This is a genomic window from Salinigranum marinum, assembly GCF_024228675.1.
GTDB lineage: Archaea > Halobacteriota > Halobacteria > Halobacteriales > Haloferacaceae > Salinigranum > Salinigranum marinum.
Genome location: NZ_CP100461.1, coordinates 156360 through 181895 on the forward strand (window position 1 = coordinate 156360; position 25536 = coordinate 181895).

Here is a 25536-nt window from a genome sequence, read left to right on the forward strand (position 1 = left end):
CAGCCGACGAGTTCTCAGTCCGACAACTCGTCGAACCGGTGGCTGTCCGGGTTCCGCTTGAGGTGGTCTTGCTGCTGTTCGGCGACGTCGTCGTAGATCGCGTCGTCGGGGTCAGGAGCCGTTTCGGTAAACTCGGCGTCGATGGCGTCGTCGACCCGCAACACGAGAACGGCCAGTTCGGTCGCGGTCACGTAGATCTGTTTTCGGTTCGCAGTCGGGTCGACGACGCCCGCATCCAAGACGTCACCGATGGTTCCTTGCGGGAGTATCAAGCCAGCGGTCGAACCCTCGCTGTCCTGCTTCGTCTTCGCGTTCGCCACCGTCGTGAGCGCGTCGAGCCCGGCGTTTCTCGCGAGGGTCGCCGGTACCTCTTCGGCTGCGTCCGCGAACGCTTCCATCGCCAGCCCGACCCGCGAACCCTCGCTCCTCGCCGCGTGTCGGAGTCGCTGGGCGATCCGGACGTCGACTGCTCCCCCACCCGGGACGATACCTGGCTGTGCTCCGCCGTAGCCTTTCGCCGTCGCGACCGCAGCGGCGGCCTGTCGGAGCATCGTCGTGGCCTGTTCCGCGAGCTGTCCACTGACGCCGTGTAACTGGATGCAGACGGAGTTCGGGTCGGAGCAGCCGTCGAACACCACCATCCGGCGAGTCCGCTTACTACCCGGCCTCGAGTCACCTGTGACCTCCTCGACGACGCCGGCCCGTCCGAGATCGTCCTCGGACACGTCGGTGATGTCCTGCACCAGTGCGGCACCGGTTGCCAGTGCGACCTGCTGGAGGTCGATCCGGTTCACACCTCGAATCCCCACGATGCCGTTGTCGACGAGCAGCTGCTGATACGCCGGAATGATCCCCTGGCGTGCGACGACGACGTCGACTCCCGCCGCGACCAGCGTTTCGACGACCGCCCGGCGACGGGCGACGAGCGGTTCGTCGATCCCCGCGATCGTCTCTGGATCGTCCGTTTCGACTCTGATCTTCTTCGTGTCCGGATCCTGTAATCCGCCCCCGGAATCGTACCCCGAGAGGACGAGGACCTTCGCGTCGGTGACGCGGGTTGGCATCTCGGAGTGACAGAGCTTGTTCCTGTCGAGGACCGCCCCGTGGATCACCCGCGAGTCGGCTATCGACCCGGTTCGCGTGGCTCGGACCGCCATCGTGACCTCGTCCGGCATGCCGATCGTTTCGACGACCTCAACGGCGGCCTCGGCCCACCGTTCGGCGAACCCACCGACGTCGTTTCCCGTGAGCGCGGTCCGAGCGACGTGCCACTCGGCGCTGTGTGCTTTCGGTGGGAGCGACAGCTCTCGCGTCTCCTCGTCGATCGTGCGGAGCGCCACGTCGAGCCCTCGCATGTAGCCCGCACAGACCGTGTATGGATGGACTCCCCGCTCGATGAGTGACTCTGCCTCACTGAGCATGGCGGCGAGCAGTACCACCGTCGTCGAGACGCCGTCACGGATTTCCGCCCCTTCGACGGTCTCTTCGTCGGTCTGTTCTGGCCCGAGGATGCCACCGACGAGCCGACCGATCGGATGTCCAAGAGGCAGTTTGTCGAGAATCGTCGCCCCGTCGCTCGTCGCGACGTAATCGTCGAACGAGGGGGCCGCCGACGAGTCTTCCCTCGTTTCCAGCTGTCGTACCACGAGTTTGTCCCGGGAGGCCGGTCCCAGACTCGACGCGAGAACACGTGAGATGGCCTCGACCGCGATGATGTTCGCTCTCGGGAACTTCAGCTCCACGTCGTGTTCGGTTTGATCGATTTCTGGCCGTTGCATTGGCTAACTGAACTCCTCTTTCGGGTAAAAAGTTGACGGGAACCGATCCGGTCGTTTCCGCCACGCACGACTCCGCGCCGGGCAGTGGGCTTTCCGAGCCGTGCGCTCGCTTTTTTGACTCTGCCACGCGGTTGGGTGCCAAACGTCTCCCTTCGCGAAGCGGACGAGTAGCAAAGGGGTGACTACACACACCGTCTTCGCCGCGGGTCACGGGGATCACCTGGGACGGCCGACCGGCGAGCAGGACCGCCCGACAACCGGACCACGGTCGCCGTTCGACCGGCTCCGCCCGTCGGGACCGCCCTGAAGACGCGGGTCCGGAAGCTTCAGGGGTTGATGTAGTAGTTGTTCGCTTCGGTGATGCTGAGCTGGCTTCCGGGCGGGAGCACGACCGTCGTGGTATCGGCGTCGATGAACGCGGGCCCGTCGATCTCGTGACCGGGAGCGAGCGCGGAGTCGTCGTACGCCTTCGCGTCGACGTACTCCCCATCGAAGAACGCCTCACGCTCGTCGTGAACTGCGCTGGAGACCGGGCTGTCCGCTCCGTCCACCGTCGGATGGCCGAGTTCCTCCGTTCGACCGACTGCCTCGACCCGCCAGTAGAGGAACTCCACTGCTTCGTCGGCCTGACTGAACCCGTACGTGTTGTCGTGCACCTGGTGGAAGTTCTCCGACAGTCGGTCGAGGTCGTCCTCGTCGACCCGAGACGAGGGGATGTCCGTCTGTAGCTCCCAGATCTGCTGTGGATACCGCGCCTCGGTGTAGAAGTTCAGCTTCCGGCGGTCCTGGTCGATGCCGAGACGGTCGAAGAACGCCTCTGCGTCGGCCTCAAGCGATCTCAGGGTGTCGTTTACTTCGTCGAAGTCGAACCCGTCGCTGACCGTATGCAGACTCGCAGAGAAGTCTCGACGGACGTCCGAGAGGAGCCCACCAGTCGCACTGACCACGCCCGCCTTACGCGGGAGGAGCAGTTCCTCGATCTGGAGCTCGCCGGCGACCTGTGCGGCAAACATCCCCAACGCACCCCCACCACCTGAGAGGACGTACTGTCGCGGGTCGATCCCACGTTCGACCGTCACTTCCTGAATACCGTTGATCAGGTCCTGCGCCGAGGTCGCGTAGATCAGCCGAGCGGCCTCCTCGACACTCAGGCCGAGTCTGTCTCCGATTTTCGTCTCGATCGCTCGTTCGGCTGCCTCCGTATCAGGGGTCATTTTCCCCCCCAGGAAGTACTCCTCGCTGAGATAACCGAGCACGAGCGCGGCGTCAGTGACAGTCGGCTCCTCACCGCCGCGGCCGTAACACACCGGTCCTGGCTGGGAGCCGGCACTCTTCGGGCCGACGTGGAGCAGTCCCCCTCTGTCGATCCACGCGATACTGCCACCGCCTGACCCGATGCTCTCGACTTCGACCTTCTCGATCCCGAGGAGGTCGTCGCCGACCGTAGCCTCCCGCGTACGTGGGATGGTGCCGTTCTGAACGACGGCCATGTCGAAACTCGTTCCACCCATATCGAGCGCGATCACGTTGTCGTTGTTGAGCTCGGACCGGACGTACGCCCGCGACGAGACCGGGAACATCGTCGGACCCGAATCCACGGTCCAGATCGGATTCCGAGAGACCTCTTCAGCAGTCATGATGCCCCCGTTTGCGGTGATGATCAGCGGTTCGTCCTCGTACCCGTACTGCACCAGAGTCTCTTTCAAATCGCTGAAATAATCCCGAATGAGACCGTACAGGGAGGCGTCGATGCAGGTCGAAACCGTTCGGCGGTACTCGCGGATGATCGGATTGACCTCGTGACTCAGTGAGTAGTGGAGATCCGGTGCCACCTCTTCGATTACGTCTCCGATCGTGTCCTCGTGTGCGGGGTTGACGTGGCTCCACAGAAGCGACACCGCGATCGCCTCGACGTCCTTCGCCTTGAGAGACTCGACCGCGCTCCGTACGTCGTCGCGGTCGATCGGCTCTTCGACGTCACCCTCTGCGGTTATCCGTTCGTCGACCCCAACGGTGAGTTCTCGAGGGACGTACGGGTCCGGGTAGTCCATATCCCAGTCGTACGGGTTGTACTTCCCACCCTCTCGGAGTACCAGTGTGTCGCGGAACCCTTCGGTCGTGATCAACCCCGTGCGATCGACCTCTCCCTCCAGCATCGCGTTCGTCGAGATGGTCGTGCCGTGTATCAGTCGCGTCGTGTTTGCGAGGAGTTCCCGTGCGGAAAGGCCGCACCGCGCGCCAGCCTCCGCGATCGCGTTCATGAACCCGGCCGTGAGGTCGTCGGGAGTCGTCGCGACTTTGATCGAGTCCGATTCGCGTTCCTCCTCGTCCCAGAGGTACAGGTCGGTGAACGTCCCGCCGATGTCGATACAGATCTGAAAGCGCATTACTGACCATCCTCCCTGCGAGCGGCACGAAGCTCTTTCGTTCCGGCTTCGTCGACACGCAACTCGCCATCGATCTCCTCGATCACGACGCCGTACGCCTCCAGCGCTGCCTCGACGCTCACGTACTGTTCTCTGACGTCCTTCAACACCATCTCGGCGTCTCGGGAGAGCGGATCACCGTACCCGCCACCACCGGCGTGCGTCCCGACGATCGTCTCCTCCGGCGTGATGGCTGTACTGTCGCTGATACCGGGCACCTCGACTCGTTCTCCGTCCGCGGTCACTTTGTACATCACCTGTGCTGCGCCCGCTTTTCCGCCGAGAACCCCCTGTGGCGGGTATTCGATCCCCTGGCAGTAGTGACCGAAGATCAAGCTCCGTCCTCGCGGCGTGATCTCCGTTATGCTGGCCGGGGCACCGCGCCACTTCCCAGGGCCGGCGGTGTCGGTGAGCAGTTCGCTCCGCTCGACCAGTATCGGGAACTCCTGTTCTTCGATCTCCACACTGCTCCGGAACATCACACCACCGACTCCAGGCGTCCCGTAGGTCATCCACCCGTCGTGGCCGTGGTGCCCAGGCCCGCCGCCGCCGGTCAGGAATATCTGATCGACGAACTCCTCGTCGGTCCGGAAGTCTGTTCCTCGAATGACTGTCCACGGGAGCGACTGTCCACCCGTATTCCCCTCTGCAAACCCGAACGGCTCTCCGAGTTTCGCAAAGGCGGTCTGCACGGTTCCGTGGAGGAGAGCCGCAATGTTGATCGTCGCCGACGCAGTCGGCGCCGGAAACTCGGGCTCGCCCACGACCCGTCCCTTCTCTCGTTTTATTTCGATCCGGCTCAGTGCACCGTGGTTGGGGGGGACCATCTCGTCGACTACCGAAAGGACGCCTCCGATCACTGACGACGTCGTCGTCGCTTTGGTCGCGTTGAGTCCACAGGTGAGTTGCTTGGGGTTGTCGCGTATGTCGACGACGATCTTCTCCTCGTCGTGATCGATGTCGATCTTGACGTTGATCGGCACGCCGTCCGGGGCGGCGTCGTTGAGCGGTATCGGGTCGTGCCAGCACGTGTGCTCGATTCGCTTTTCTGGCAGGCTCTTTATTTCCTGGCGCATCATCCGTTCGCCGTACTCCAACCAGGCTTCGGTGAACTGCTTCACCGTCTCGACGCCGTACTCGTCACAGATCTCTTTCAGTTCGTTCTCCGCGGCTCGGACCGACGCGAGCTGTGCCAGATAGTCGCTATACCACACCTGTTCCCCGTTGCGAACGTTCTGTTTCAGGAATCGGACGATGTCCTCCCGTTCCTCGTAGTTCTCCCTGATCCGAACCGACGGAAGGTGTGGGCCCTCTTGGAACACGTCCTCGGCACCGGCCATGTAGCCGGATTCGGGATGACCTACGTCCGGTTGATGACCCCTGTTGACAGCCCAGAACAGCAGTTCGTCGTCGTAGAAGACGGGAGCGTGGTACGTGTAGTCTCCAGCGTGGGTGTTCCCGGCGTACGGAGAGTTCGTCAAGAAACAGTCTCCCGGCGAGATGTCGTCGTAGTGTTCGAGGGTGTATTCGGGGATGTAATTGACGTTGCCCACGTGCACCGGAATACCCTCCGTGAACATGAACTGGCGACCGTCTCCAAGGGTGATGGCGTTCGAGAAATCCTTTGCCGCACTGATCACCTTCGAGCGCGCAGAGCGGAGCAGCGACTGCGTCATCTCCCGTGTGACTATATCGAATTTCTTCGATAAGATGTTCATTTTGTATGGGTCAATACCGAACCCCTCGTCAGTTTCCGGGAATGAATTGCTCACGCTTCCAATTCGGTACACCCTCTATAATATTTTTCTGCTCTGTGGTGTCGCCCTGCTGATGCCCGAGGTCATCGCCCCACGATCAGGTGGCTGTCTCTGTGTGTGGCCGGCCGGAACCCTTCCACAGCGACGAGCCACCCGAGCCGACGGATCGAATGGGCATGGCACCGCCGCCTGGACAACTATCTTTATCGATCGTTATATAGGTACGTTTATACACGCCCGATCAGAGAGAGCTGATGTGTCTGAAATATCAGAGTGGTTGTCACCACCGGAAGTGCTGAACGGGCAGTCGATGCCGTGGGGTGCGGTGATGATCGAGGGGAACAAGTTCTTGATCACTGCCGGCTTGACCGGACGGTCACCGGATCGGGATCAAGAGTACCCCCAGATGGTAGAGGACGAGACCTTCGAGAGTATCGACCAGGCTTCCCTGGAGGTCGCACCCCACAACGTCGAAGAGCAGACCCTCCTCATCCTCGAAAAGACGGAACGAACGTTACAGGAGGCGGGGACCTCCTTCGAGAACGTCTTCTTCGTGGACTACACGATCACCGAGCGGTACAATTGGCCGAGAGCACTGCGGACCATGAAGACGTGGATGGAGGAGAACGGCTACGAGGAGTTCTTCGACCGGCCACGGCCGAACGCGTTGAAGATCGTCAAGGGACTGGATCATCCGGACATGCTGATCGAAGTAATGATGTGGGCGACCGTGCCCGAAGAGGAGTGAGACGTTGATGATCACCGGAGCCTCGTTTCACCGGTACGGTCCTCGAAGAGGCGCGCTCACCACTCGACCGTGGGGTCTTCGATAACTCGCCGGCTCACGCGGTCCGCACACGGCCTGGCACAGTAGCAAGGCCAGCTATGGCTTCTAGCTTCCGTCGACGGAGGTGATTCGTGCGTGAACGCTGCCGTCTCCGCTCCGGTGGAACTGCCCCGACGGGTGAAAGAGCGCTCTCTGACAAAGCCGACCTCACTGTTCACACGGGACGTGAGCTGGCAGGGTGAAGCGGCCTTTTCACCGAGAGTCGGTAGTTACTCGCTCGTCGTCGCACTGTCTCGGCTCCACTCGTCCATCGACTGGTACGGCGGAACCCACACGAGGATGACTTCGTACGACTCGCTACCCGTCACGGTGACCCGATGGTGGGTGTTCCGTGGAACGTACGCGAAAGAGTCGGGGCTCAGGCGGTATCGCGTCGCCTCCTCCTCGTTTTCGGTTCCCTTCTCGTCCAATCGCAAGACGGCAGTTCCTCGACGAACGAACATGAGCTGATCGGATTCAGCATGCGCATGCCACTCGTCTCTCGCTCCCGGTTCCATCGTGCTCACGCGGAACACCGCACGCTCCGAACCCAACTGTGGGTTCGCGAGTTCGACTGACGTCGTCCCCTCGTGATGGGGGGGACTGAACGACTCCGCAGCCGCGAGCGTTGTCACGATCGGCTCTTTGTTTGACACAGCAGCAGGTGACGGTCAGACCACATAACCATTGCTGCGTACTGCCCGCATCCGTGATACATAGTGCGAGCGCATACCCGCGTCTTCAGGCGCGGGTCAAGCGGACAATTCGGACACGGTGAGGCAGTTCTCCCCCACCTCGGACCGCAGCCGACACTCACGGGCGTCTCACGCCCGGTCGATACCCACTGGCGTGGTCTCTGTCGGTCGTCTGACCGACCTGGTTACTCGAGCGGAACCTCGACCTCGATTTCGACCAACAACTCCTCGCCGGCCAACTGTTCGACGCCTAGCAACGTGTGAGCTGGATAGGGTGCGTCGAAAACCTGACCCCACACGTCACGGAACCCCTCGGTGTTCTCAGCCAAGTCAACGACGTAGCTCGTTACCTTGTTCACGTCAGAAAAGTCCTTGTCGACAGCCTCGAGAACGACTTCGATGTTCTCGAACGCTTTCTGGGCCTGCGACACGATGTCGGATCCGACGACCTCGAACTCGTCGTCCCAGCCGACCTGTCCTGACATGTACAGCGTCCCCGCTTCCACGATCGCCTGCGTGTACATGAACTCCGGTGCATCTGCGAGTTCGTCGGGACTGAGTATTTCTCGACTCACAGTTCCGACTACTGGTGGTCGCGTACTAATGCTTTCCTCTTTCTTTGTTACAGCATACTCTGTCCATCATTCTCTGTAATAGATTTTATTTTCCTGCCGTTCGGTTAGATTCCTGGATATTCTCTCCCGTCTCGGGGAGGCGACTGAGATCCGAACGGGTCTCGGCATTAGGAACGTGAGCGGGCCACGGGAAAAGTTAACACACTTTCACCGCCGGTACTTTCCCCAATATCGGGAACTGTTCGGAAGCCTCGGCCCGGGCGCTGTAAACTGTTCAGCGATATGATTTATTTTTCGCGTTTGGCATCTCTCGGATGCGGTTAGAACTTTCTTCCGCTCAAAAGAATTGGATATTATTAGACGGTCGAAAAATACAGCGTCCCCACTTTGGGGAACTACTGGTCGGATACCGTAGAATGGTACAACTTCCAGCAACTTTATTCCGCAGGTCACACTCTAGTGTGTCATGACTCAGGATCGAGAAAACGGGACCCGAAAAACCACTGAGACGTCCCTCTACGTCCTCGATGCGATCGACGATCTCGGTGGCGGGACCCTCTCAGAACTGGCCGAGTTCACTGGGATGGCGACGAGCACCCTGCACACCCATCTGCAGACGCTCATCAAGACCGAGCACGTCGCGAAGATCGATGGTGAGTACCACTTGGGTATGAAGATTTTCTATCTCGGGGAACGGGCTCGGGTCCGAGACAAGCGGTACGAACTGGCGAGACAGACCGTCTCTGACCTCTCCGAGAGGGTCGCCGAGGAGGTTACGTTCTGTGTCGAAGAGTACGGCCGCTCGATCGCGTTGTTCAACAAAGCGAACCGCTCGCACGAGGACGGATCACAAGTGGGACAGTACTTCCACATGCACAGTTCTGCGAGCGGGAAGGCTATGCTTGCGGAGTATCCCGAAGAGCGGGTACACGAGATCGCCGACGAGTACGGACTCCCGAAGTTGACCGAGTCGACGATCACGGATATCGACGAACTCCTCGTCGAACTCGGACAGATACGTGAACGGGGGTACGCGATCAACCGCGAAGAGGAGAAGGGGGGACTCCAGGCAGTAGCCATGTCTGTACACGATCCGGACGGACCCGTGTTCGGCGCGCTCTGTATCATCGGGCCGGCGTATCGGATCTCCGAGCCGGCGGAGGTCGCGGATCGAATCAGACCGGCGGCAGAAACCCTCGAGCAGTCGTTAGCGAATCGCGTACGACGACCCAGCTGAGACACCCTCCTCATCGGGGTTTCGTCCGCACGCCCCCGCTGCGCTCGGTGTTCCACGACGCGGTCGCTCGAACCCACTGCAGAGGCGCTGGGGGTGATCTGGGAGTTCCACGTCGGCGTTCTTCTCCGACCGTCGAGACCCGGGGACACCGATCGGGAACACGGGTCTCGAGGCGATTCAACGATCCCCGGGAGAACGGACGTCGCGTTCACCTCTGTTCGACGCCTCGGGGTCCAACCGAGACCCGAGGCGTCGACGCTCCCGTCCTCCGTCGGACGACGGCCCTCGGCGACTTGGAGAACGCGGACCTCCGTCGTGATTTTTTGTTGCCTGTCTCCCGTCTAATTGACAGCGAACGTGTATTACAGGTGTACAGGTGTAATACCTTCTCTGATCGGGGCAGATACTATCAAGCGTGCTATCACTTTCGTCGGACGCTGCAAATCCGAACTGCCCTGTAGCAGTCCGACGTGACACGGTCGAATATACAACAAGAGTTCGTCAGTTACAATTATACATCGAGATACTAATATATTTTCTCTCCCGCCAGAGTCCCCAGCGACTCCCCCCGACTCGGGATCCGCGGTGATTGAACACGCTCGCGGAGCGTCGACCAGAGCTGAAGCGAGACACACAGCGAACAGTCTGCTCCCTTCGTGCCGTTCCCGCGGTAGATATGACAATCAGCTTTTTTAGCGTCTAAGAGAGTTTATATTTTGGCTCTATCTATCTAAAATAGCTGCGTAGTATGGACAGCGACCGTCACCGGTCGACGCGAACTCCGGTCTGCTCGTGGCGATCCGACCCGACGTGAGATCGTGTTCACACTGCTGCTCTGCCTTCGGTGCCCGTCGTGGGTCACCGTTCGAGCCCGAATTACTACCAGCTTTCTGTCTTACATTCAACTCTGACATAACTTCGGGACACCGCGTCCCCGGTTACCCGATCCGACCCGGCCGGCCGCTTTCTTCGAGAAACGAATGCGGTTCTCCCTCCTCTCGGCGGCGAACGATCGTATCTTTCGTTCGGTGCACCCCGATCGCCGGAACCCGACGTTCAGAGCGCGTCGACGAGCGCGTCGGCGAGTTTCTTCTCCGCGCGTCGCAGGTGGTGTTCGGCCGTACGCCGCTCGATACCGACCGTCGCGGCGATCTCGGCGGTCGTCGTCTCACGGGGGAGCTCGAAGTACCCCTGCTCGTGGGCCGTTCGATACACCTCTCGCTGGCGCGGGGACAGCGCCGGCAGGAGGGCGTCGGGGGACAACAGCGGTGCGTCGACGCTCGGCGTGGGGAGTTCCCGCTTCGACTCCACGGTGACGGCGTAGTCGCTCGCCACGTCGCGGTAGAAGGCGGTGAGGTTCGCGGCGTCGAGCGCGAGCACCCGGACGACCTTCGCGCCGTTCTCGTACCGCAAGGGGGGGAGGGTGAGACAGTCGTGAGCCGCGAGGTACTGCTCGACGTAACCCTCGGCGTGCTGTTTCAGGCAGGCGCTCGTGACGATGAGTCGGTCGTCGCCGTCGCCGAGCCGCTGGCTGACGCCGACGGCCTCGCGGATCCGGTCCAGCACGAGTTCCTCTCCGTCGCCGACGATCGAGAGCAGGTCGCAGTGGTCGTTACACCAGAGATCGATCCGCGTCGTGCTCTCGGCCGTCGCCCGTTCGTACGGCCCCTCGCCGCGGACGTGGAACACGGCTTCGTACATACGGGCCGTTGAACACCTGTATATAAAATACTAGCCGCACGGAGAGTTCATGCTCTCCACGAGGGCGACCTAACTACTGCGTAGACATGAGCCAACAGCCACCGAGAACCGAAGACCGCATCGGCGACCCGTCGCCGCAGTGGCGCGAGTACCAGGGCGCGCCGACCGGCACCGATATCGAGTGCGAGGGCTGGCGGCAGGAGGCCGCCCTCCGGATGCTGAACAACAACCTCGATCCCGACGTGGCAGAGGATCCAGAGAACCTCGTCGTCTACGGGGGGACGGGTCGGGCCGCGCGCTCGTGGGACGCGTACGACGCGATCGTGGACGAACTCCGCGAACTGGGCGAGACGGAGACGCTGCTCGTCCAGTCGGGCAAGCCCGTGGGACGGTTCGAGACTCACGAACGGGCACCGCGCGTGCTCATCGCGAACTCGAACCTCGTCGGGAAGTGGGACAACTGGGACCACTTCCACGAACTCGAAGCCGAGGGGCTCATCATGTACGGCCAGATGACCGCCGGGTCGTGGGCGTACATCGGGACCCAAGGGATCATCCAGGGGACGTACGAGACGCTCGCGGAGGCCGGCCGACAGCAGTTCGGCGGCGACTTGACGGGAACGATCACGGTCACGGGCGGGCTCGGCGGGATGGGCGGTGCCCAGCCGCTCGCCGTGACGATGAACGGCGGCGTGTGCATCGCGGCCGAGGTGAACGAACACCGGATCGACCGCCGCATCGAGACGGGCTACTGTCAGGCGAAGACCGACGACCTCGACGTGGCCATCGAGCGGGCCGAAGCCGCCGCCGCCGCGGGCGAGGCGTACTCCGTCGCGGTCCACACGAACGCCGCCGACATGCTCGAAGGGATGCTCGAACGGGGGTTCGTTCCGGACATCGTCACCGACCAGACGAGCGCGCACGACGAACTCGAAGGGTACTACCCGTCGGGCTACACGGTCGCGGAAGCCGACCGCCTGCGCGACGACGACCCCGACGCGTACGTCGAGGCGAGCCTCGACACGATGGCCCGCCACGTCGAGGCCATCCTCGCGCTCCAAGCGGAGGGCGCGGTCGCCTTCGAGTACGGGAACAACATCCGCGGACAGGTCCGCGACCACAGAGACGTCGAGAACGCGTTCGACTTCCCGGGGTTCGTCCCCGCGTACATCCGCCCGCTGTTCTGCGAGGGGAAGGGCCCGTTCCGGTGGGCGGCGCTCTCGGGCGACCCGGAAGACATCTACCGCACGGACCAAGCGATCGTGGAGCTGTTCCCCGAGAAGGAGTCGCTCCACCGCTGGATCGACCTCGCCCAAGAGCGGGTGCAGTTCCAGGGGCTCCCCTCGCGGGTCTGCTGGCTGGGGTACGAGACCGCCGACGAGGACGGCCTCACCGAGCGGGCGCGGTTCGCGCTCCGTATCAACGAGCTCGTCCGTGAGGGCGAGATCTCCGCACCCATCGTCGTGACGCGCGACCACCTCGACGCCGGCTCCGTCGCCTCGCCGCACCGCGAGACGGAAGCGATGCGGGACGGTTCGGACGCGGTCGCCGACTGGCCCATCCTCAACGCGTTGCTCAACTGCGCGGCCGGGGCCGACATCGTCAGCGTCCACGACGGGGGCGGCGTCGGCATCGGCAACGCGCTCCACACCAACAACCACGTCGTGCTCGACGGGACGGACCTCGCGGCCGAGAAGGCACGCCGCGTGTTCACGACCGATCCCGGGATGGGCGTCATCCGCCACGCCGACGCCGGCTACGAGACGGCTCTCGACGCGGCCGACCGGTCGAGCGTCGCCATCCCCATGCGCGACCGCGAGGAACGATGACCGGGACCACTCGCGCCCGGTTCGGATGGATCAGCCCCGCCACGGCCCGCGACACGGACGCGTGCCGGGTGCCCGGCGGCGGGCAGCCCGTCGTGGCTCGGGTGACCCCCCAGGCGCTGAACGTCCACCGTTCGGGAGGCGTCTGGTGATCGACACCGTCGTCTACGGGGCCAGCGAACTCGTCGTCGGCCCCGAGGAGTCGTACGCCGACGGCGCGGTCGTCGTCCAGGACGGCCGCGTGGTCGCGGTCGGTCCCACCGCGGAGATCACGCGGGAGTACCCACCCGAAAACGCCGTCCAGCACGTCGACGCGGACGGGCGTGCCGTGCTCCCGGGGTTCGTCGACGCCCACACCCACGGGCTCTTCGCCGGTGACCGCTCGGACGAGTTCGCGGCGAAGCTCCGTGGGAAGACCTACCAGGAACTCCTCGCCGAGGGGGGCGGGATCCTCCGAACCGTCCGGGCGGTCCGCTCGGCGACGGACGCGCGTCTGCTCGGGAACCTGCTCGGCCACCTCGACACGATGCTCGCACACGGGACGACGACGGTCGAGGTGAAGTCGGGGTACGGCCTCGACACCGCGACCGAACTCCGGATGCTCGAACTCATCGACGCCGCGGACGCGCGCCACCCCGTCGACGTGGTCCCGACGTTCATGGGCGCGCACGCGATCCCCGAGGATCGAGACGCCGACGAGTACACGGCCGCGGTCGTCGACGAGCAGCTCCCGGCGGTCGAAAAGCAGGGCATCGCGGCCTTTTGTGACGTCTTCTGTGAGGAGGGCGTCTTCTCCGTCGAGCAGTCCAGACGCATCCTCGAAGCGGGCATCGCCCACGGCCTGACGCCGAAGATCCACGCCGAAGAACTCACGCATCTCGGCGGGGCCGAGTTGGGAGCCGAGGTGGGCGCAGCGAGCGCCGACCACCTCCTCCACGCGACCGACGAGGACGCGGCGAGGCTCGCCGCCGCCGACGTCACGCCCGTCCTCCTCCCGGGGACGGCGTTCTCGCTCGGCGCGGACTACGCCGCGCCCGAGCGGTTCACCGACGCCGGCGCGACAGTCGCGGTCGCCTCGGACTTCAACCCGAACTGTCACTCGCCGTCGATGGGGATGGCGTTCGCACTCGCCTGCGTCGGGATGGGGATGGCTCCCCGGGACGCGCTCGACGCGGTGACGCGCGGTGGCGCGCTCGCGCTCGGTCGCGACGACGGGACCGGGACGCTCGCCGAGGGTGCCCCCGGTGATCTCGTCGTCCTCGACGCACCGTCTCACGTCCACGTCCCCTACTCGTTCGGTGTCAATCGGGTCGCGACGGTGGTGAAAGACGGCGTCGTCGTTCACGATGCGGACGGGCTCGCCTCGGGAGAGCCCCGATGACCGCCTTTCGTCCCGCCCCCGACGACGCGGCAGTCGTCCTCGACGGCGCGTCGCTCACGCCCGCGGAGGTGGCCCAGGTCGCCCGCGAGGACGCGACCATCGCGGTGAGCGAGGACGCACGCGCGGCGGTCCGGGAGTCCCGCACCCGCGTCGAGGAAGTCGTCGAGACCGGCGAGGCCGTCTACGGGTTGAACACCGGCTTCGGCGAGCTCGTCGACACACGCATCGACGACGACCGCGTGGACGACCTCCAGACGAACCTCGTCCGGAGCCACGCCGCCGGCACCGGTCGCGAACTCGACCGCGACGAGGTCCGCACGCTCCTCTGCACCCGGATCAACGCGCTCGTGAAGGGCTACTCGGGCGTCCGCGAGGAGGTCGTCGATCACCTCGTCGCGCTGGTGAACGCGGGCGTCACCCCTGTCGTCCCCTCGCGGGGAAGCCTCGGCGCGAGCGGCGATCTCGCGCCGCTGTCCCACGCGATGCTCGTCCTGCTCGGCGAGGGTCGCGCGGACGTCGAGCGCTCGGGGACGATCGAGCGACTCCCCGGCGAGGAGGCGCTGGCCGTCGCCGACTGCGAACCGATCAGACTCCGTGCGAAGGAGGGGCTCGCGCTCATCAACGGGACACAGCTCACCGTCGGACTCGCGGCGCTCCTCGTCCACGACGCCGAGCAGTTGCTCCGCGCGGCCGACGCGGCCGGCGCGCTCACGACCGAGGTGACGATGGGATCGACCGTCGCCTCGGACCCGGCCATCCAGCGCGTCCGGCCGCACGCCGGCCAGGCCGCCAGTGCGTGGACACTCAAGCGACTCTGTGCGGGGTCGGAGATCGTCGAGTCACACCGCAACTGCGACCGCGTGCAGGACGCCTACTCGGTGCGGTGTCTCCCGCAGGTCCACGGCGCGGTCCGCGACGCGGTCGACCACCTCCGCGACGCGGTCACCGTCGAACTCAACAGCGCGACCGACAACCCGCTCGTCTTCCCGGCGGGCGAGGTCGGTCCGCGGAGTTCGGGGACGGCGCACGCCGACGTGGTCTCCGGGGGGAACTTCCACGGCGAACCGCTGGCGCTCCGGCTCGATTACGTCACGAGCGCGCTCGCCGAACTCGCGTCGATCGCGGAGCGGCGTATCGACCGGATGCTCAACCCCAACGTACAAGAGCCACACCTCCCGCCGTTTCTCACCCCCGAGAGCGGCGTCCGCTCGGGCTACATGATCGCGGGGTATACCGCCGCGTCGCTCGTCGCCGAGTGTCGCAGCGTGGGGACACCCGCGACCGACAACGCGGTCGTCTCGGGCAACCAGGAGGATCACGTCAGCCTCTCGGCCACGTCGGCACTCGCCGCCCGCCGGACGCTCGGTCACGCCCGACGCGTCACGGCCATCGAACTGCTCTGTGCCGCACAGGCCGCGGAGTTCGTTGACGACGCGCTCGCACACGGGGCGGGCACCGGTGCGGTGTACGACGCCGTCCGCGCGGTCGTGCCCCCGCTCGACGAGGACCGACCGCCAGCCCCGGACATCCGGGCGGTCGAACGCGTCGTCGCGGAGGGTGTCCTCGACGACGCACTCGTCACGGCGCTCGGCGAGGCGTGGCGGGACCGACGGGCCGCGGCGGTCGACGAACTCATCGGTGTCTGAGTCGGGAACGAGTTCACGCATGACTGGCGACCCCGCGGCGGGTTGCTCAACGCCCGACAATCCGGAAGTTTGAAATTTCTGGACTGGCGAACAGTTCTTTAGAGATGCTCCGGCGGGAATTCCTCGCGTCGCTCGGCTTCGGCAGTGCTCTTTCGAAGTCGTCCCCGCCGGCGGCCGGAAGCGACGGGCGGCAGTGGTCGATGCACCGCGGCGACGCGGGGCGCACGAACACGTTCCCCCAGCGGAACACGCTCGGCGAGACGCTCGCCGTCGCGTGGTCACACGAGTGGAGTCGCCGGACGGTCAACAGGCCGCCGGCTCCGGTCTTCGATGCGGACCGCGTCTACATCGCGCAGAACGCGGGCGTGCTGGCCGCGGTGGACCGCACGACGGGTGAGTCCGTGTGGAGTCGGTCGGATCTGAGCGGGCAGTGCCACACACCCGTCGTCGGAGACGACCGTATCGTGTTGCCGACGGACGACGGGATGGTGGCCTACGACACGCGCGGGCGGGAACAGTGGCAGACGGACCGACCCGCAGAGTGGGATCCGGTCCTGTCGGACGGCGTGCTGTACACCCGCACGGCCGGTATCGACATCAACGACGGGTCGGTCCAGGCCGAGTTCCCAGCCGACTCGTACGTCGCGCCGACCGTCGGCGACGGACGGATCTATCGCGGGAGCGCGCGCGTGGCGCGGGCGTACGACGCCGACTCGGGCACCGTGTTGTGGGAGAACGACGATCTCCTCGACGAGGAGTGGGTCCAGCCGGCGACGTTCGTCTTCGCGGACGGACGGCTGTTTATTCCGGGGGTCGACGGCCTGATCGCGCTCGACGCGGCGACCGGAGCGGAACTGTGGCGGTACACCGACCGGTTCAGCGAGCTGTATCAGGCTCCGACGGTGGTCAACGGAACCGTCGTCCAGCAGGTCGCTGGCGGGCCGCGCACCGCGGAGCGACTCGTCCAGTTCGACGTCACCGACGGAACGGTCATCCGGGAGTTCGGGCCGTCGGGGGCAGACGGCGTGTCGATCACGTCCGTCGGAGCCACACCGGGGACGGTGCTGGCGCTGTGCGGCGACCGGATCGTCTCGTTCGACGTCCACACGGGTGAGACCCTGTCGTCGACCTGGCTCGCGCCGGTGTTCGACTGGCCCACGAGGGTGTACAAACAGACGTTCGCCTACGACGGACGCCGACTCATCGTGAACGGCGAGGACCGGACGATCGCGCTGGAACCGGGGCCGATACGCGAACGGGACCGAGTCGGGATGGGGATCGGCGTCGCCGCCGGCCTCGCGGTCGCCGGCGTCGCCCACTGGTGGAGTGATCCGTCGTGAGGCTGACTCGGCGGGCGGTGCTCCAGGGTGTGGCGCTGACGGCCGGCATCGCCGCGGCTGACACCGCCGCGGGACAGGCGGGGTCCACCGGTCGGTGGCCCCAGTATCAGTTCGACGCGGCGAACAGCGGATTCGTCCCGTCCCGCGAGGGGCCACGCGATCCGTCGGAGGCGTGGACGAAGCCGGTCGGCCGTGTCGCCCAGAGAGGCGCGGCCGTGGTGGACGCCCAGCGCGTGTACGTCGGGACACTCGACGGACGCCTCTACGCGCTCCAGCGGGAGTCGGGCGCGACGGTCTGGACCGCAGACGTCGGCGACCGGATCCGGTCAGCGGTGGCGGTCGACGACGAACACGTCTACGTCGGCTCGGAGAACCGGACGCTGTCCGCACTCGACGCGAGCTCGGGCGACGAGGTGTGGTCCGCTCGGTTCGACGCGCCCGTCGTCTCCGGGCCGACGTTGGTCGACGGCCGACTGCTGGCCGTCGCCGAGACGATCAGGTCGTTCGACCCGTCGACGGGGACCCAGCAGTGGACGACGCCGATCGCGACCGCAACCGGTCCCCCCAGCAGCGACGGCCGGCAAGCGTTTGTCGGGACGAACCGGGGGATCACCGCGGTCGACCTGGCGACAGGGAGGCGAACCTGGCAGTTCGGCACTGGAACCTACGTGTACCCGAGCCCGGCTGTCGGCGAACGCGGCGTCTACGGCGTCGATGTCGAGGGGAACCTCTACGCGCTGGCGACCGATGGCTCCGAACGGTGGCGCCACTCGTTCGCCGACCGCGTCGACTGCTCGCCCGCCGTCGACGGCGATCGCGTCTACGTCTCCGGCGTCGGCTCGCTCTGGGCGTTCGACCCCGCCACCGGCGCGGTGGAGTGGGAGCACGACCTCGGGAACGACGTCTACTGGAACAGTCCGGTCGTCACGGACGACACCGTCTTCGTCGGAACGGGTGAGAGCCTCCACGCCGTGGACGCGGCCTCGGGGGAGGAACGGTGGATCGACGACGGGGGCGCGTACTGGACGCCAGCGCTCGTCGACGGCCGACTGTACACGGCGACCGAAGACAGCGTCCGCGTCGTCGACGACGCCTCCGCGGTCGAGACGCCGTCGCCGTCTGCTACGATCACCGGCCGGATCGTGACCGAGCGACGCGGCGAGTCGGTCGTCCTCTCGGCGTCGGAGTCGAGCGTCGGCACGGGCGAGGTCGTCCGCTACGAGTGGGCGGTGGGCGAAGACGCCGGGTTCGACCGGACGGGAGAGGAGATACGGCTCACGGAGTCGACCGCCGAGGCGAACCCCGTGATTACGCTCCGGCTCACCACGGACACCGGAGCGACCGAGACGACGCGGACCGTCATCACGCCCCCTGCACGGGGGGAGGCGCTGGGATCGGGCACCTTATCTCCGCTGTGGCAGGGGGGTGTCGTCGCGGGGATCGTCGGCGGGGGCTCGCTCGGCGGCTACCTCCACGCGCGCCGGAGCGGCGTCGAGGCCGCGTCGCGGACGACGCGTCTCGATGGAACCGCGCTGTGGTTAGTGCTCGTCTCCTGGCTGTGTTTCGGGGCAGTCAACGTCGTCTCGCTGCTCGACGGGTCGCTCCCCGTCCGAGCGGACAGCGCGCTGATCGCCCTGGGGACCACGGCCGGCCTGCTCGCCGGGCTCTGCGGGAGTGCGCTCCTCGGACGCCGGGCCGGCCGCCCGACCGTGGCGATCGGGGCGATCGGGTACGGCGTCGTCGTGACCAGCTACGGCTGGGTCCAGTACGTGGGGAGCACCCCCCTGTTCCCCACACTCTACGACATGGGCTTTTGGGCCGCGTCCGCCCTCCTGGCCGGCGTCTCCGTCGCGCGGTTCGCCTCGCTCGGTCCCTTCGGTGGCTCCTCGCGTGACGAACGAGCCGTCGACGACGCCGAGCCAGCCGGAGGGACGGGGAACGGCGATTCGGGCCGACAGGATAGCGACGACTCCGAGACGGAGACGACAGACGGGACGGACGGGACGGACGAACCCACGCCGGCGTCGGAACTGGTCGCGGACTGCCCGAAGCTCGCGTCGGCCGCCCCGGTCGAACTGGACGCGCCGGTCCACACCTACGAGGGGCGGCTCGTGGAAGGGGACGACGAGGAGCCCTGTCTGCTCTTCGCACTCGCGCCGGAGTTCGCGACCGACGACGACGCAGTGGCCGCCTTCGTCGAGGCAGCCCAACGCTGGCGTGCCCTCAACGAGGACGCTCGCGTCGCGACGGTGTCCGACTCCGGCGAGCAGCCCCGTCCGTGGATCGCGTTCGATCCCGGGACCGCTCGGCTGGTGGAGACCGTCGACAGCCTCGACAGGTCGTACCGGACGGACGTCGTCCTCGGCCTCACAGAGGCCGTCCAGGCCGACGATTCGGGTGCACACACCAGTCTCTCCCCCGGGGCCGTCTGCCTGACAACCGGCGAAGAGGACGATCTCCGCGTGACACTGGCCGACTGGGGGCTCCGATCGGCCGTCGCGGAGGCGGTCGGCGATCGACCGGCCACGCCGTACACGGCACCCGAACAGCTCGACGGGGAGTCCGCGGGTCCGGCGACCGAGGTGTACCGGCTCGGTGCCGTGACCTACCACGTACTGACCGGAACCGCCCCGTTCGCGGACGCCGACGAGCCGCGAGACGCGATCCGCGACGGCGACCTCGCGGCACCGACCGAGATCGAACGAACGCTCCTCCCTGCGGTCGACGAGATCATCGAACGCGCGATGGCCGTCGATCCGGAGGCGCGGTTCGAAACGCCTGCGGAGTTCCGCGAGCGACTCATCGACGCGATGGACCCCTCGAGCGACGAGTGAGGCCTCCGGGGTGTGGGTTCTCGGGCGAGTCGCCCTGGACTGGTACTCTCGACACCCGGTCGGCTGACGAGGACCACGCGAGAACCCGCTGGGGGATCTCGTCGTCGTTGCTGTCCTCCATCACAGAGATTCAAGGAGGAAGTCCACGGCTCTAGCCCTGTCTCTTACCCATCCGTTCGTGGAACTCCAGCGTCGCGTTTCAGGCGGTCTCGCCGGTGACATCGGCTCGAAGAGAGCAAGTGGGGAGAGGTATCAATGATTTGCGGAATGATTAGATATTGTGGTTACTGCATGTAAAAATACGCACAGACCAAGTATTCACAAAGTAGAACAGTTGTTCTGTAATATAAAAACCGGATTCACCCGTATTGACCGAGTGGATCACGACGAGATACGACGCGAGGGACTTCGACCACTCGTGATTGATGTCGGCGTGCGCCAAACATTACCGCAGCTGGTAGCCACAGAGATGGTCGAATATGGGCTCGCTCGGCGATCCATGATCGTTTCCTCTCCGCAGGGATTCCACACATACCGCTTCTTTCGCTCTCAGTCGCCGGACAGTGTATCCCATACTGGCGGCTCGATCTGTGGGTAAGAGAAGGGCTTCAGTCGTGGGGTACCGGCCCGCCCTCCGAGAGGGCGTCGGCCGCGTAGTCGACTCGAATCTCGTTCAGCCTCAGTCCGCAATGACGCTGAGGAAGAACGACGTGAACACCAGTTGGACGCCCAAGACGACGAGCGTGAGGGCGGCGACGTTGAACTTGGTGAACGGCACGGCCGAATAGCCGACCGCGGCCCACTCGAAGACGACGTACGCCAAGTAGCTCGCACCGATCACGAACAGGACGAGCCCGGCAGTCGCACCGTGTTCGAGGCGAACCGTCCCTTGGAGCATCCTGCTGATCGGGTCGTTTGCCTCGCGAATCGGCTCGCCGGCCAGCGTCGCGAACGCACCGAAACAGGAGACCTGCGAGCCAACCAAGGTGAACAGACTCCCGGCGACCATCGAGTTGACACCGAGATTCAGCCCGCCCAGTGACGCGTTCGTGAGGGCGAGAAGCATCACCAGCAGGCCGGTCGCCGCCAGAATCACCCCCGGCCCCGAGAACAGATACCCGGGCGCGTTGACGAGCATGAACCTGACGTGTCGCCAGCCGTCGTGGAACGAGTCGAGCGTCGCCTCACCCTCGCGGGGATGGTAGGTGATAGGGAGCTCTTTGATCGTCAGATCACGAGCGCCCGCTTCCATGATCATCTCGGAGGCGAACTCCATCCCGGTCGTCTTCAGATCCATCCGCTCGTACGCGTCCCGGGTGAACACGCGCATGCCCGAGTGTGCATCAGAGACACCAGCGCCGTAGAAGAAGTTCAGAAACCTCGTGAGGAACGGGTTACCGATGTACTGGTGGAGCGGGGGCATCGCCCCGGACTTGATCTCGCCCCCGAGACGCGATCCCATCGCCATGTCCGCTTCACCGGACTCCACCAAGCGGAAGAGCTTGGGGAGCTCCTCGAAGTCGTACGTCGTGTCCGCGTCGCCCATCGCCATGATCTGGCCGCGGACCTTGTCGAAGGCGTAGAGATACGCGTAGCCGTATCCCTTCCCGTCCGGATGGACCACTCGGGCTCCCATCTCCTCGGCGATCTCGGGCGTCCGATCGGTGGAGTCGTCCGAGACGATGATCTCGCCGTACACCTGCATTTCCTCCAGGGCGTTCTTGATCCGCTCGATACATTCGGCGATGCCGTCTTCTTCGTTCAGTGTGGGCATCACCACTGAGAGCACGGGTATCTCCTCGCTGTCGGCCGTGAGCAGGAGTTCGTCACCTGACTTGTGAGACGCCGCCGCCTCACCGTTGGTTAACGAATCGGATCCTGGTAGCGGCTCGCTAGCTTGTCTTTCAGTTGACATTAATGTACAATAATGGGAGATATGTCGCTTCTCAGGACCTCTACACTCATTTCTACATGTAAAGTCATAGAGCGAACATATAGTGCTTACTGTTCCGAAGGACAGAATGATATTAGGAATAATACGATCAACAAACAGTTGATACTCGGCGGGATCCTGGTAACGTCTGATTAAGCTCCCAGCATGCCTCGTCCTACGACGAGGCTGGCGCCACCGGCCGAACGTTCGCGGTCGCGCCCCCTTCCTGTGTGACGTTCACCCAGAGGTGGAGTTCGCGGTAGGCGTTGTCGGTCGTCGGCGTCTGCGGTGGCGCGCCACGGTACAAGAGGTAGGTCAGGCGTAGCCGCTCGCCGGTCATCGTCGGGGTGACGGTGTGGGGCTGCTGCCACGTCTCGTTGTGCGCGAGGCTGGGATCGAACTGCCGGAGTTCCTCTCGCTCGATGAGCCGTGTCGAGTTGTTCTGCACCTGCACCTCGTGAATCTCGACGAGGACGGTGTAGTCGACGTTCTCGTGTTCCTGGTTGCCGATCCCCACGACCAGTTCCTGTCCCTGTCCAGGGCTGAACTCCGTCGGGTAGTCGTCGGCGACCAACTCGCCGTCCGGGCCCTCGGTCAGGAGGTAGAACTCACTGAACGACTCGCCCTGTTGTGGGACCGCGACCGCGTAGCCCACGCTGCTCACTGCGAGGAGTATCGAAACCACGAGCAACACGTTGAGGGCGGCGTCCGTGCGGGTGTCGGGCTCGAATAGCTCGCCGCGGGCACTCGTCAGCCAGGCTCGCCACGGCACGCGAAAGCGCCGATCCGGGTCGAGCTCGGCTCGGCGGCGGGCGGCGATGACGACGAGTCCCACCACGAGTCCCGTGAGCGAGACGACGATCGGGACGAGCCGGATTCCCCAGGGCGTGAAGTTGAGGACGAGCCCGACGAGCGGGACGACGGCGATCGACACACCGAACGAGAGCGCGACCCGTTCGAGACCCGTGATCCCCCCTTCGGCGGAGTCGAGCTCCGCTTCGTCGGTGTCCTCGGGGGGCCCGCGCTCGGGGAACAACGCGGCGACGAGCGCGTAGCCGGGGACGAACAGCACGAACGGGAGGCCGACGACGACACGCAGCGGTGTCTCCTGAACGAACGGGAGAAACACGGCGCCGATCGTCAAGAGCGTGAGACCGACGATGGCGGCGAGATCAGCGGGCATGCGTCGCGCCCACCGGGGGACCATGAGACGCCACCGAGCATCGGGGGCCATACCTCATCGAATCGGCCACGACTCAAAAATCAGTCGGTTGAGTGGAGTGTTTCGCGGGCTGAAAGAGTAGCGAAGGCCTACGAGACCTTCCGCAGCAGTCGTAACGCCTGCTGTTTGGGTGCGGTTCGGTGCGCGCTCCCGTGGTCCGAGACGTTCTGGATGTCGTTCGACGCGTACCAGTCGTACGCGCGCTCGAACACGTCGAAGTTGCTGTCGACGGGGTTCCACCCGAGGACGTCCCGGGCCTTCGAGATGTCGAAGTAGTACGGCCGGTGGACCGTCTTGTAGTGCCACGGGGCGAGCGGCGAGAGGCGGAGTTTATCCATCGCCTGGAGCACGAGGCTCGCGGGAGTCGCCGGGATCCACTGGATCGTCGAGTTCGACCCCGCGTAGTCGATGACGTGTTCGAGGTCCTCACCGAGCGTCGTGTAGTCGGCGTTGCCGATGTTGAATATCTCGCCTGTCACGTCGGTCTCTGCGGCGCGGAGTGACGCGTCCGCGAGGTCGCGCGCGCTCACCAGCTGGAACAGGTTCTCGCCGTCGCCGAGCATGTACACCCGCGCGTCGCGGTCCATCCAGTCGAAGAGGATCTGGTAGATCCCGGCTCGGCGTTCGTCGACCACGGTCCGCGGCCGGATGATGTTGATCGGGACCCCTTTGGCCGCGTGTTCCAAGGCCACCTGGTCGGCCGCGAGTTTGGACATGCCGTACTGCCCGATGGGGTTCACGGGTGTCTCTTCGGTGACCGGCATCGACGAGAGATCGTACACCGCGCTCGAGGAGACGTGAACGACGCCGTTGACGCCTTCCTCGCCGGCCAGACGCATGACGTTCGCCGTCCCCCTGACGTTCACCTCCCAGAACTCCCGGCCGGCTTTCGTGAGCGGGACGAGCGCGACGTTGTGGTGGACGTAGTCGACACCGTGCAGCGCCTCTCGAAGGGCACCGACGTCGCGGACGTCGCCGCGGACGTAGTCGACGCGGTCTTCGAGATCGGTTCCGGGTATCGACGGCGGTGCCAGATCGAACAGACGGACGTCTTCTCCACTGTCGAGGAGGTACTCGGCAGTGTGACTCCCGACGAAGCCAGCCCCACCAGTGACGAGATGTAATGACACGTTCTCACGCTACACCCAGCGACACTTGAACGTGCCTAGCCTGGGACCGTCCTGTTCGAGATGCGGCCCATATGAGGGCGAGGGTGTTGGGGTGATCCACCGATAGTACAAAATTAATTTAAGTATCAGGACCCGAAACGTGTGGCAATGGTTACACCGGCGGAGGTGTTCGAGGCCATTCGCGATGAGGCTGGGGCGGTACTCATCGGTAACCAAGACGTCCTCGAACACGTCCTCATCGCCACACTGACGAAAGGACACGTGTTGTTGGAGGGGCCACCCGGGGTGGCCAAAACGACGATCGCCCGACTGTTCGCGAGTCTGACGGATCTCGAGTACAGCCGGATCCAGCTCATGCCCGACCTGCTCCCGAGCGACGTCACGGGCACGCAGGTGTACCGCGAAGAGACGGGCGAGTTCACGTTCCAGAAAGGCCCGGTGTTCGCGAACGTCGTGCTCGCCGACGAGATCAACCGCGCGACGCCGAAGACGCAGAGTGCCCTCCTCGAAGCGATGCAAGAGCAGATGGTGACGGTCGCCTCGGAGACGACACCGCTTCCGAGTCCTTTCCTCCTGATCGCGACCCAGAACCCGATCGAGACCGAAGGCACGTACAAACTCCCGATCGCCCAGCGTGATCGCTTTCAGTTCAAGCTCCAGGTCGGACTCCCGGAGCGTGAAGACGAGCGCGAACTGTTCGATCGGTTCAACGCGGAGCCGGATCTCACGCCGGAAGACGTCACTCCAGTCGTCTCCTCGGAGGTCATCCACGACGCCCAACAGACGGTCAGTCGGGTGTACGTCGACGAGAAGATCAGAGAGTACGTCCTCGACATCGTCGAGACGACGCGCGATCACTCACTCATCGAACATGGTGTCTCGCCGCGGGCCACCCTCGCGTTCCTCAACGGGGCGAAAGCCAAGGCGGCGATCCGTGGTCGAGAGTACGTCATCCCGGACGACGTAAAATCGCTGTCGAAGCCCGTTCTCGCGCATCGGCTGGTCCTCGAAGCCGACGCGGAGTTCAGCGGTCGGACGCCGCGTGACGTCGTCGAAGAACTCGTCGACGAGATCGAGACGCCCGGGAGCCGGATCAGCGCCGACCCGGAGGCGGAGATCGACGGCGACTCCGACATCATCTTCGAGGACTCGGCCGTCAGCGATGGCGGAGACGTCGACGAGGAGCGAGAGTTCAATGATTCCGACGACCAGCAACAGCACGACTAAGT

18 protein-coding genes are annotated in these 25536 nt (G+C 64.8%); 9 read left to right on the forward strand and 9 right to left on the reverse strand.

From position 1 onward, the window contains the following. Positions 1–14 precede the first annotated feature (14 nt). The 3 genes from NKJ07_RS00685 to NKJ07_RS00695 all read right to left on the reverse strand — a co-directional run bounded on the left by NKJ07_RS00685 (position 15) and on the right by NKJ07_RS00695 (position 5976). The gene (locus tag NKJ07_RS00685; protein ID WP_318568693.1) at positions 15–1778 is read right to left on the reverse strand and encodes a TCP-1/cpn60 chaperonin family protein; all 1764 of its coding nucleotides are present in this window, start codon (positions 1776–1778) and stop codon (positions 15–17) included. Between the two features lie 326 nt (positions 1779–2104). After that, complete coding sequence (locus tag NKJ07_RS00690) at positions 2105–4165, reverse strand: hydantoinase/oxoprolinase family protein (RefSeq protein WP_318568694.1); 2061 nt, start codon at positions 4163–4165, stop codon at positions 2105–2107. Then, positions 4165–5976, reverse strand: a complete 1812-nt coding sequence (locus NKJ07_RS00695; RefSeq protein ID WP_318568695.1) for a hydantoinase B/oxoprolinase family protein — start codon at positions 5974–5976, stop codon at positions 4165–4167. The genes NKJ07_RS00690 and NKJ07_RS00695 overlap by 1 nt, the downstream gene beginning before the upstream one ends. A gap of 241 nt (positions 5977–6217) precedes the next feature. Between NKJ07_RS00695 and NKJ07_RS00700 the strand changes: the two genes are divergently transcribed. Continuing rightward, positions 6218–6709: a Rid family hydrolase gene (locus NKJ07_RS00700; protein ID WP_318568696.1), complete on the forward strand. Its 492-nt coding sequence runs from the start codon at positions 6218–6220 to the stop codon at positions 6707–6709. Positions 6710–7017: 308 nt separating this feature from the next. On the opposite strand, the gene NKJ07_RS00705 is transcribed toward NKJ07_RS00700, so the two are convergent. Both NKJ07_RS00705 and NKJ07_RS00710 read right to left on the reverse strand, forming a co-directional pair. After that, a complete protein-coding gene (locus NKJ07_RS00705; RefSeq protein ID WP_318568697.1) occupies positions 7018–7443 on the reverse strand; it encodes a cupin domain-containing protein in 426 nt (141 codons plus the stop codon). 224 nt (positions 7444–7667) lie between these two features. Next, positions 7668–8006 carry a RidA family protein gene (locus tag NKJ07_RS00710; protein ID WP_318568698.1) on the reverse strand — a complete coding sequence of 113 codons (339 nt, stop codon included), beginning with the start codon at positions 8004–8006 and terminating at the stop codon, positions 7668–7670. A 517-nt stretch (positions 8007–8523) separates the two neighbouring features. Here NKJ07_RS00710 and NKJ07_RS00715 point away from each other — a divergent pair. After that, the gene (locus NKJ07_RS00715) at positions 8524–9294 is read left to right on the forward strand and encodes an IclR family transcriptional regulator (protein WP_318568699.1); all 771 of its coding nucleotides are present in this window, start codon (positions 8524–8526) and stop codon (positions 9292–9294) included. 1056 nt (positions 9295–10350) lie between these two features. Here the strand turns inward: NKJ07_RS00715 and NKJ07_RS00720 are convergent. Continuing rightward, positions 10351–10995 (reverse strand): helix-turn-helix domain-containing protein, encoded by a 645-nt coding sequence (locus NKJ07_RS00720; protein ID WP_318568700.1) that lies wholly within the window; start codon positions 10993–10995, stop codon positions 10351–10353. Between the two features lie 86 nt (positions 10996–11081). On the opposite strand from NKJ07_RS00720, the gene hutU reads away from it, so the two are divergent. The 6 genes from hutU (at position 11082) to NKJ07_RS00750 (ending at position 20022) form a co-directional block, all read left to right on the forward strand. Next, a complete protein-coding gene (hutU, locus tag NKJ07_RS00725) occupies positions 11082–12824 on the forward strand; it encodes a urocanate hydratase (RefSeq protein WP_318568701.1) in 1743 nt (580 codons plus the stop codon). After that, positions 12821–12973: a hypothetical protein gene (locus NKJ07_RS00730; RefSeq protein WP_318568702.1), complete on the forward strand. Its 153-nt coding sequence runs from the start codon at positions 12821–12823 to the stop codon at positions 12971–12973. The genes hutU and NKJ07_RS00730 overlap by 4 nt, the downstream gene beginning before the upstream one ends. Beyond that, on the forward strand, positions 12970–14202 hold the full coding sequence (gene hutI, locus NKJ07_RS00735) for an imidazolonepropionase (RefSeq protein WP_318568703.1): 1233 nt from the start codon (positions 12970–12972) through the stop codon (positions 14200–14202). The genes NKJ07_RS00730 and hutI overlap by 4 nt, the downstream gene beginning before the upstream one ends. Continuing rightward, the gene (gene hutH / locus NKJ07_RS00740) at positions 14199–15848 is read left to right on the forward strand and encodes a histidine ammonia-lyase (protein ID WP_318568704.1); all 1650 of its coding nucleotides are present in this window, start codon (positions 14199–14201) and stop codon (positions 15846–15848) included. The genes hutI and hutH overlap by 4 nt, the downstream gene beginning before the upstream one ends. A gap of 104 nt (positions 15849–15952) precedes the next feature. Further along, entirely contained in the window at positions 15953–17188 is a 1236-nt protein-coding gene (locus NKJ07_RS00745; protein WP_318568705.1) for an outer membrane protein assembly factor BamB family protein, read from the forward strand. After that, positions 17185–20022, forward strand: a complete 2838-nt coding sequence (locus NKJ07_RS00750) for an outer membrane protein assembly factor BamB family protein (RefSeq protein WP_318568706.1) — start codon at positions 17185–17187, stop codon at positions 20020–20022. Before NKJ07_RS00745 ends, NKJ07_RS00750 begins: the two co-directional genes overlap by 4 nt. Positions 20023–20701: 679 nt before the next feature. Here NKJ07_RS00750 and NKJ07_RS00755 read toward each other — a convergent pair. From NKJ07_RS00755 to NKJ07_RS00765, 3 genes are all read right to left on the reverse strand, one after another. Further along, the gene (locus tag NKJ07_RS00755) at positions 20702–21937 is read right to left on the reverse strand and encodes a glycosyltransferase family 2 protein (RefSeq protein ID WP_318568707.1); all 1236 of its coding nucleotides are present in this window, start codon (positions 21935–21937) and stop codon (positions 20702–20704) included. Positions 21938–22130: 193 nt separating this feature from the next. Beyond that, the gene (locus NKJ07_RS00760; protein ID WP_318568708.1) at positions 22131–23189 is read right to left on the reverse strand and encodes a DUF1616 domain-containing protein; all 1059 of its coding nucleotides are present in this window, start codon (positions 23187–23189) and stop codon (positions 22131–22133) included. A 77-nt stretch (positions 23190–23266) separates the two neighbouring features. Beyond that, complete coding sequence (locus NKJ07_RS00765) at positions 23267–24307, reverse strand: NAD-dependent epimerase/dehydratase family protein (protein WP_318568709.1); 1041 nt, start codon at positions 24305–24307, stop codon at positions 23267–23269. A gap of 147 nt (positions 24308–24454) precedes the next feature. Here NKJ07_RS00765 and NKJ07_RS00770 point away from each other — a divergent pair, with 147 nt between their 5' ends. Next, positions 24455–25534 carry an AAA family ATPase gene (locus NKJ07_RS00770; protein WP_318568710.1) on the forward strand — a complete coding sequence of 360 codons (1080 nt, stop codon included), beginning with the start codon at positions 24455–24457 and terminating at the stop codon, positions 25532–25534. Positions 25535–25536 lie beyond the last annotated feature (2 nt).

Coding starts and splice junctions, on each gene's coding strand:
- NKJ07_RS00755 (WP_318568707.1), bottom strand. CDS start 21,937: ATGTCAACTGAAAGACAAGCTAGCGAGCCGCTACCAGGATCCGATTCG.
- NKJ07_RS00760 (WP_318568708.1), bottom strand. CDS start 23,189: ATGGCCCCCGATGCTCGGTGGCGTCTCATGGTCCCCCGGTGGGCGCGA.
- NKJ07_RS00690 (WP_318568694.1), bottom strand. CDS start 4,165: ATGCGCTTTCAGATCTGTATCGACATCGGCGGGACGTTCACCGACCTG.
- NKJ07_RS00720 (WP_318568700.1), bottom strand. CDS start 10,995: ATGTACGAAGCCGTGTTCCACGTCCGCGGCGAGGGGCCGTACGAACGG.
- NKJ07_RS00715 (WP_318568699.1), top strand. CDS start 8,524: ATGACTCAGGATCGAGAAAACGGGACCCGAAAAACCACTGAGACGTCC.
- NKJ07_RS00745 (WP_318568705.1), top strand. CDS start 15,953: ATGCTCCGGCGGGAATTCCTCGCGTCGCTCGGCTTCGGCAGTGCTCTT.
- NKJ07_RS00710 (WP_318568698.1), bottom strand. CDS start 8,006: ATGTACACGCAGGCGATCGTGGAAGCGGGGACGCTGTACATGTCAGGA.
- hutH (WP_318568704.1), top strand. CDS start 14,199: ATGACCGCCTTTCGTCCCGCCCCCGACGACGCGGCAGTCGTCCTCGAC.
- NKJ07_RS00770 (WP_318568710.1), top strand. CDS start 24,455: ATGGTTACACCGGCGGAGGTGTTCGAGGCCATTCGCGATGAGGCTGGG.
- hutU (WP_318568701.1), top strand. CDS start 11,082: ATGAGCCAACAGCCACCGAGAACCGAAGACCGCATCGGCGACCCGTCG.
- NKJ07_RS00685 (WP_318568693.1), bottom strand. CDS start 1,778: ATGCAACGGCCAGAAATCGATCAAACCGAACACGACGTGGAGCTGAAG.
- NKJ07_RS00730 (WP_318568702.1), top strand. CDS start 12,821: ATGACCGGGACCACTCGCGCCCGGTTCGGATGGATCAGCCCCGCCACG.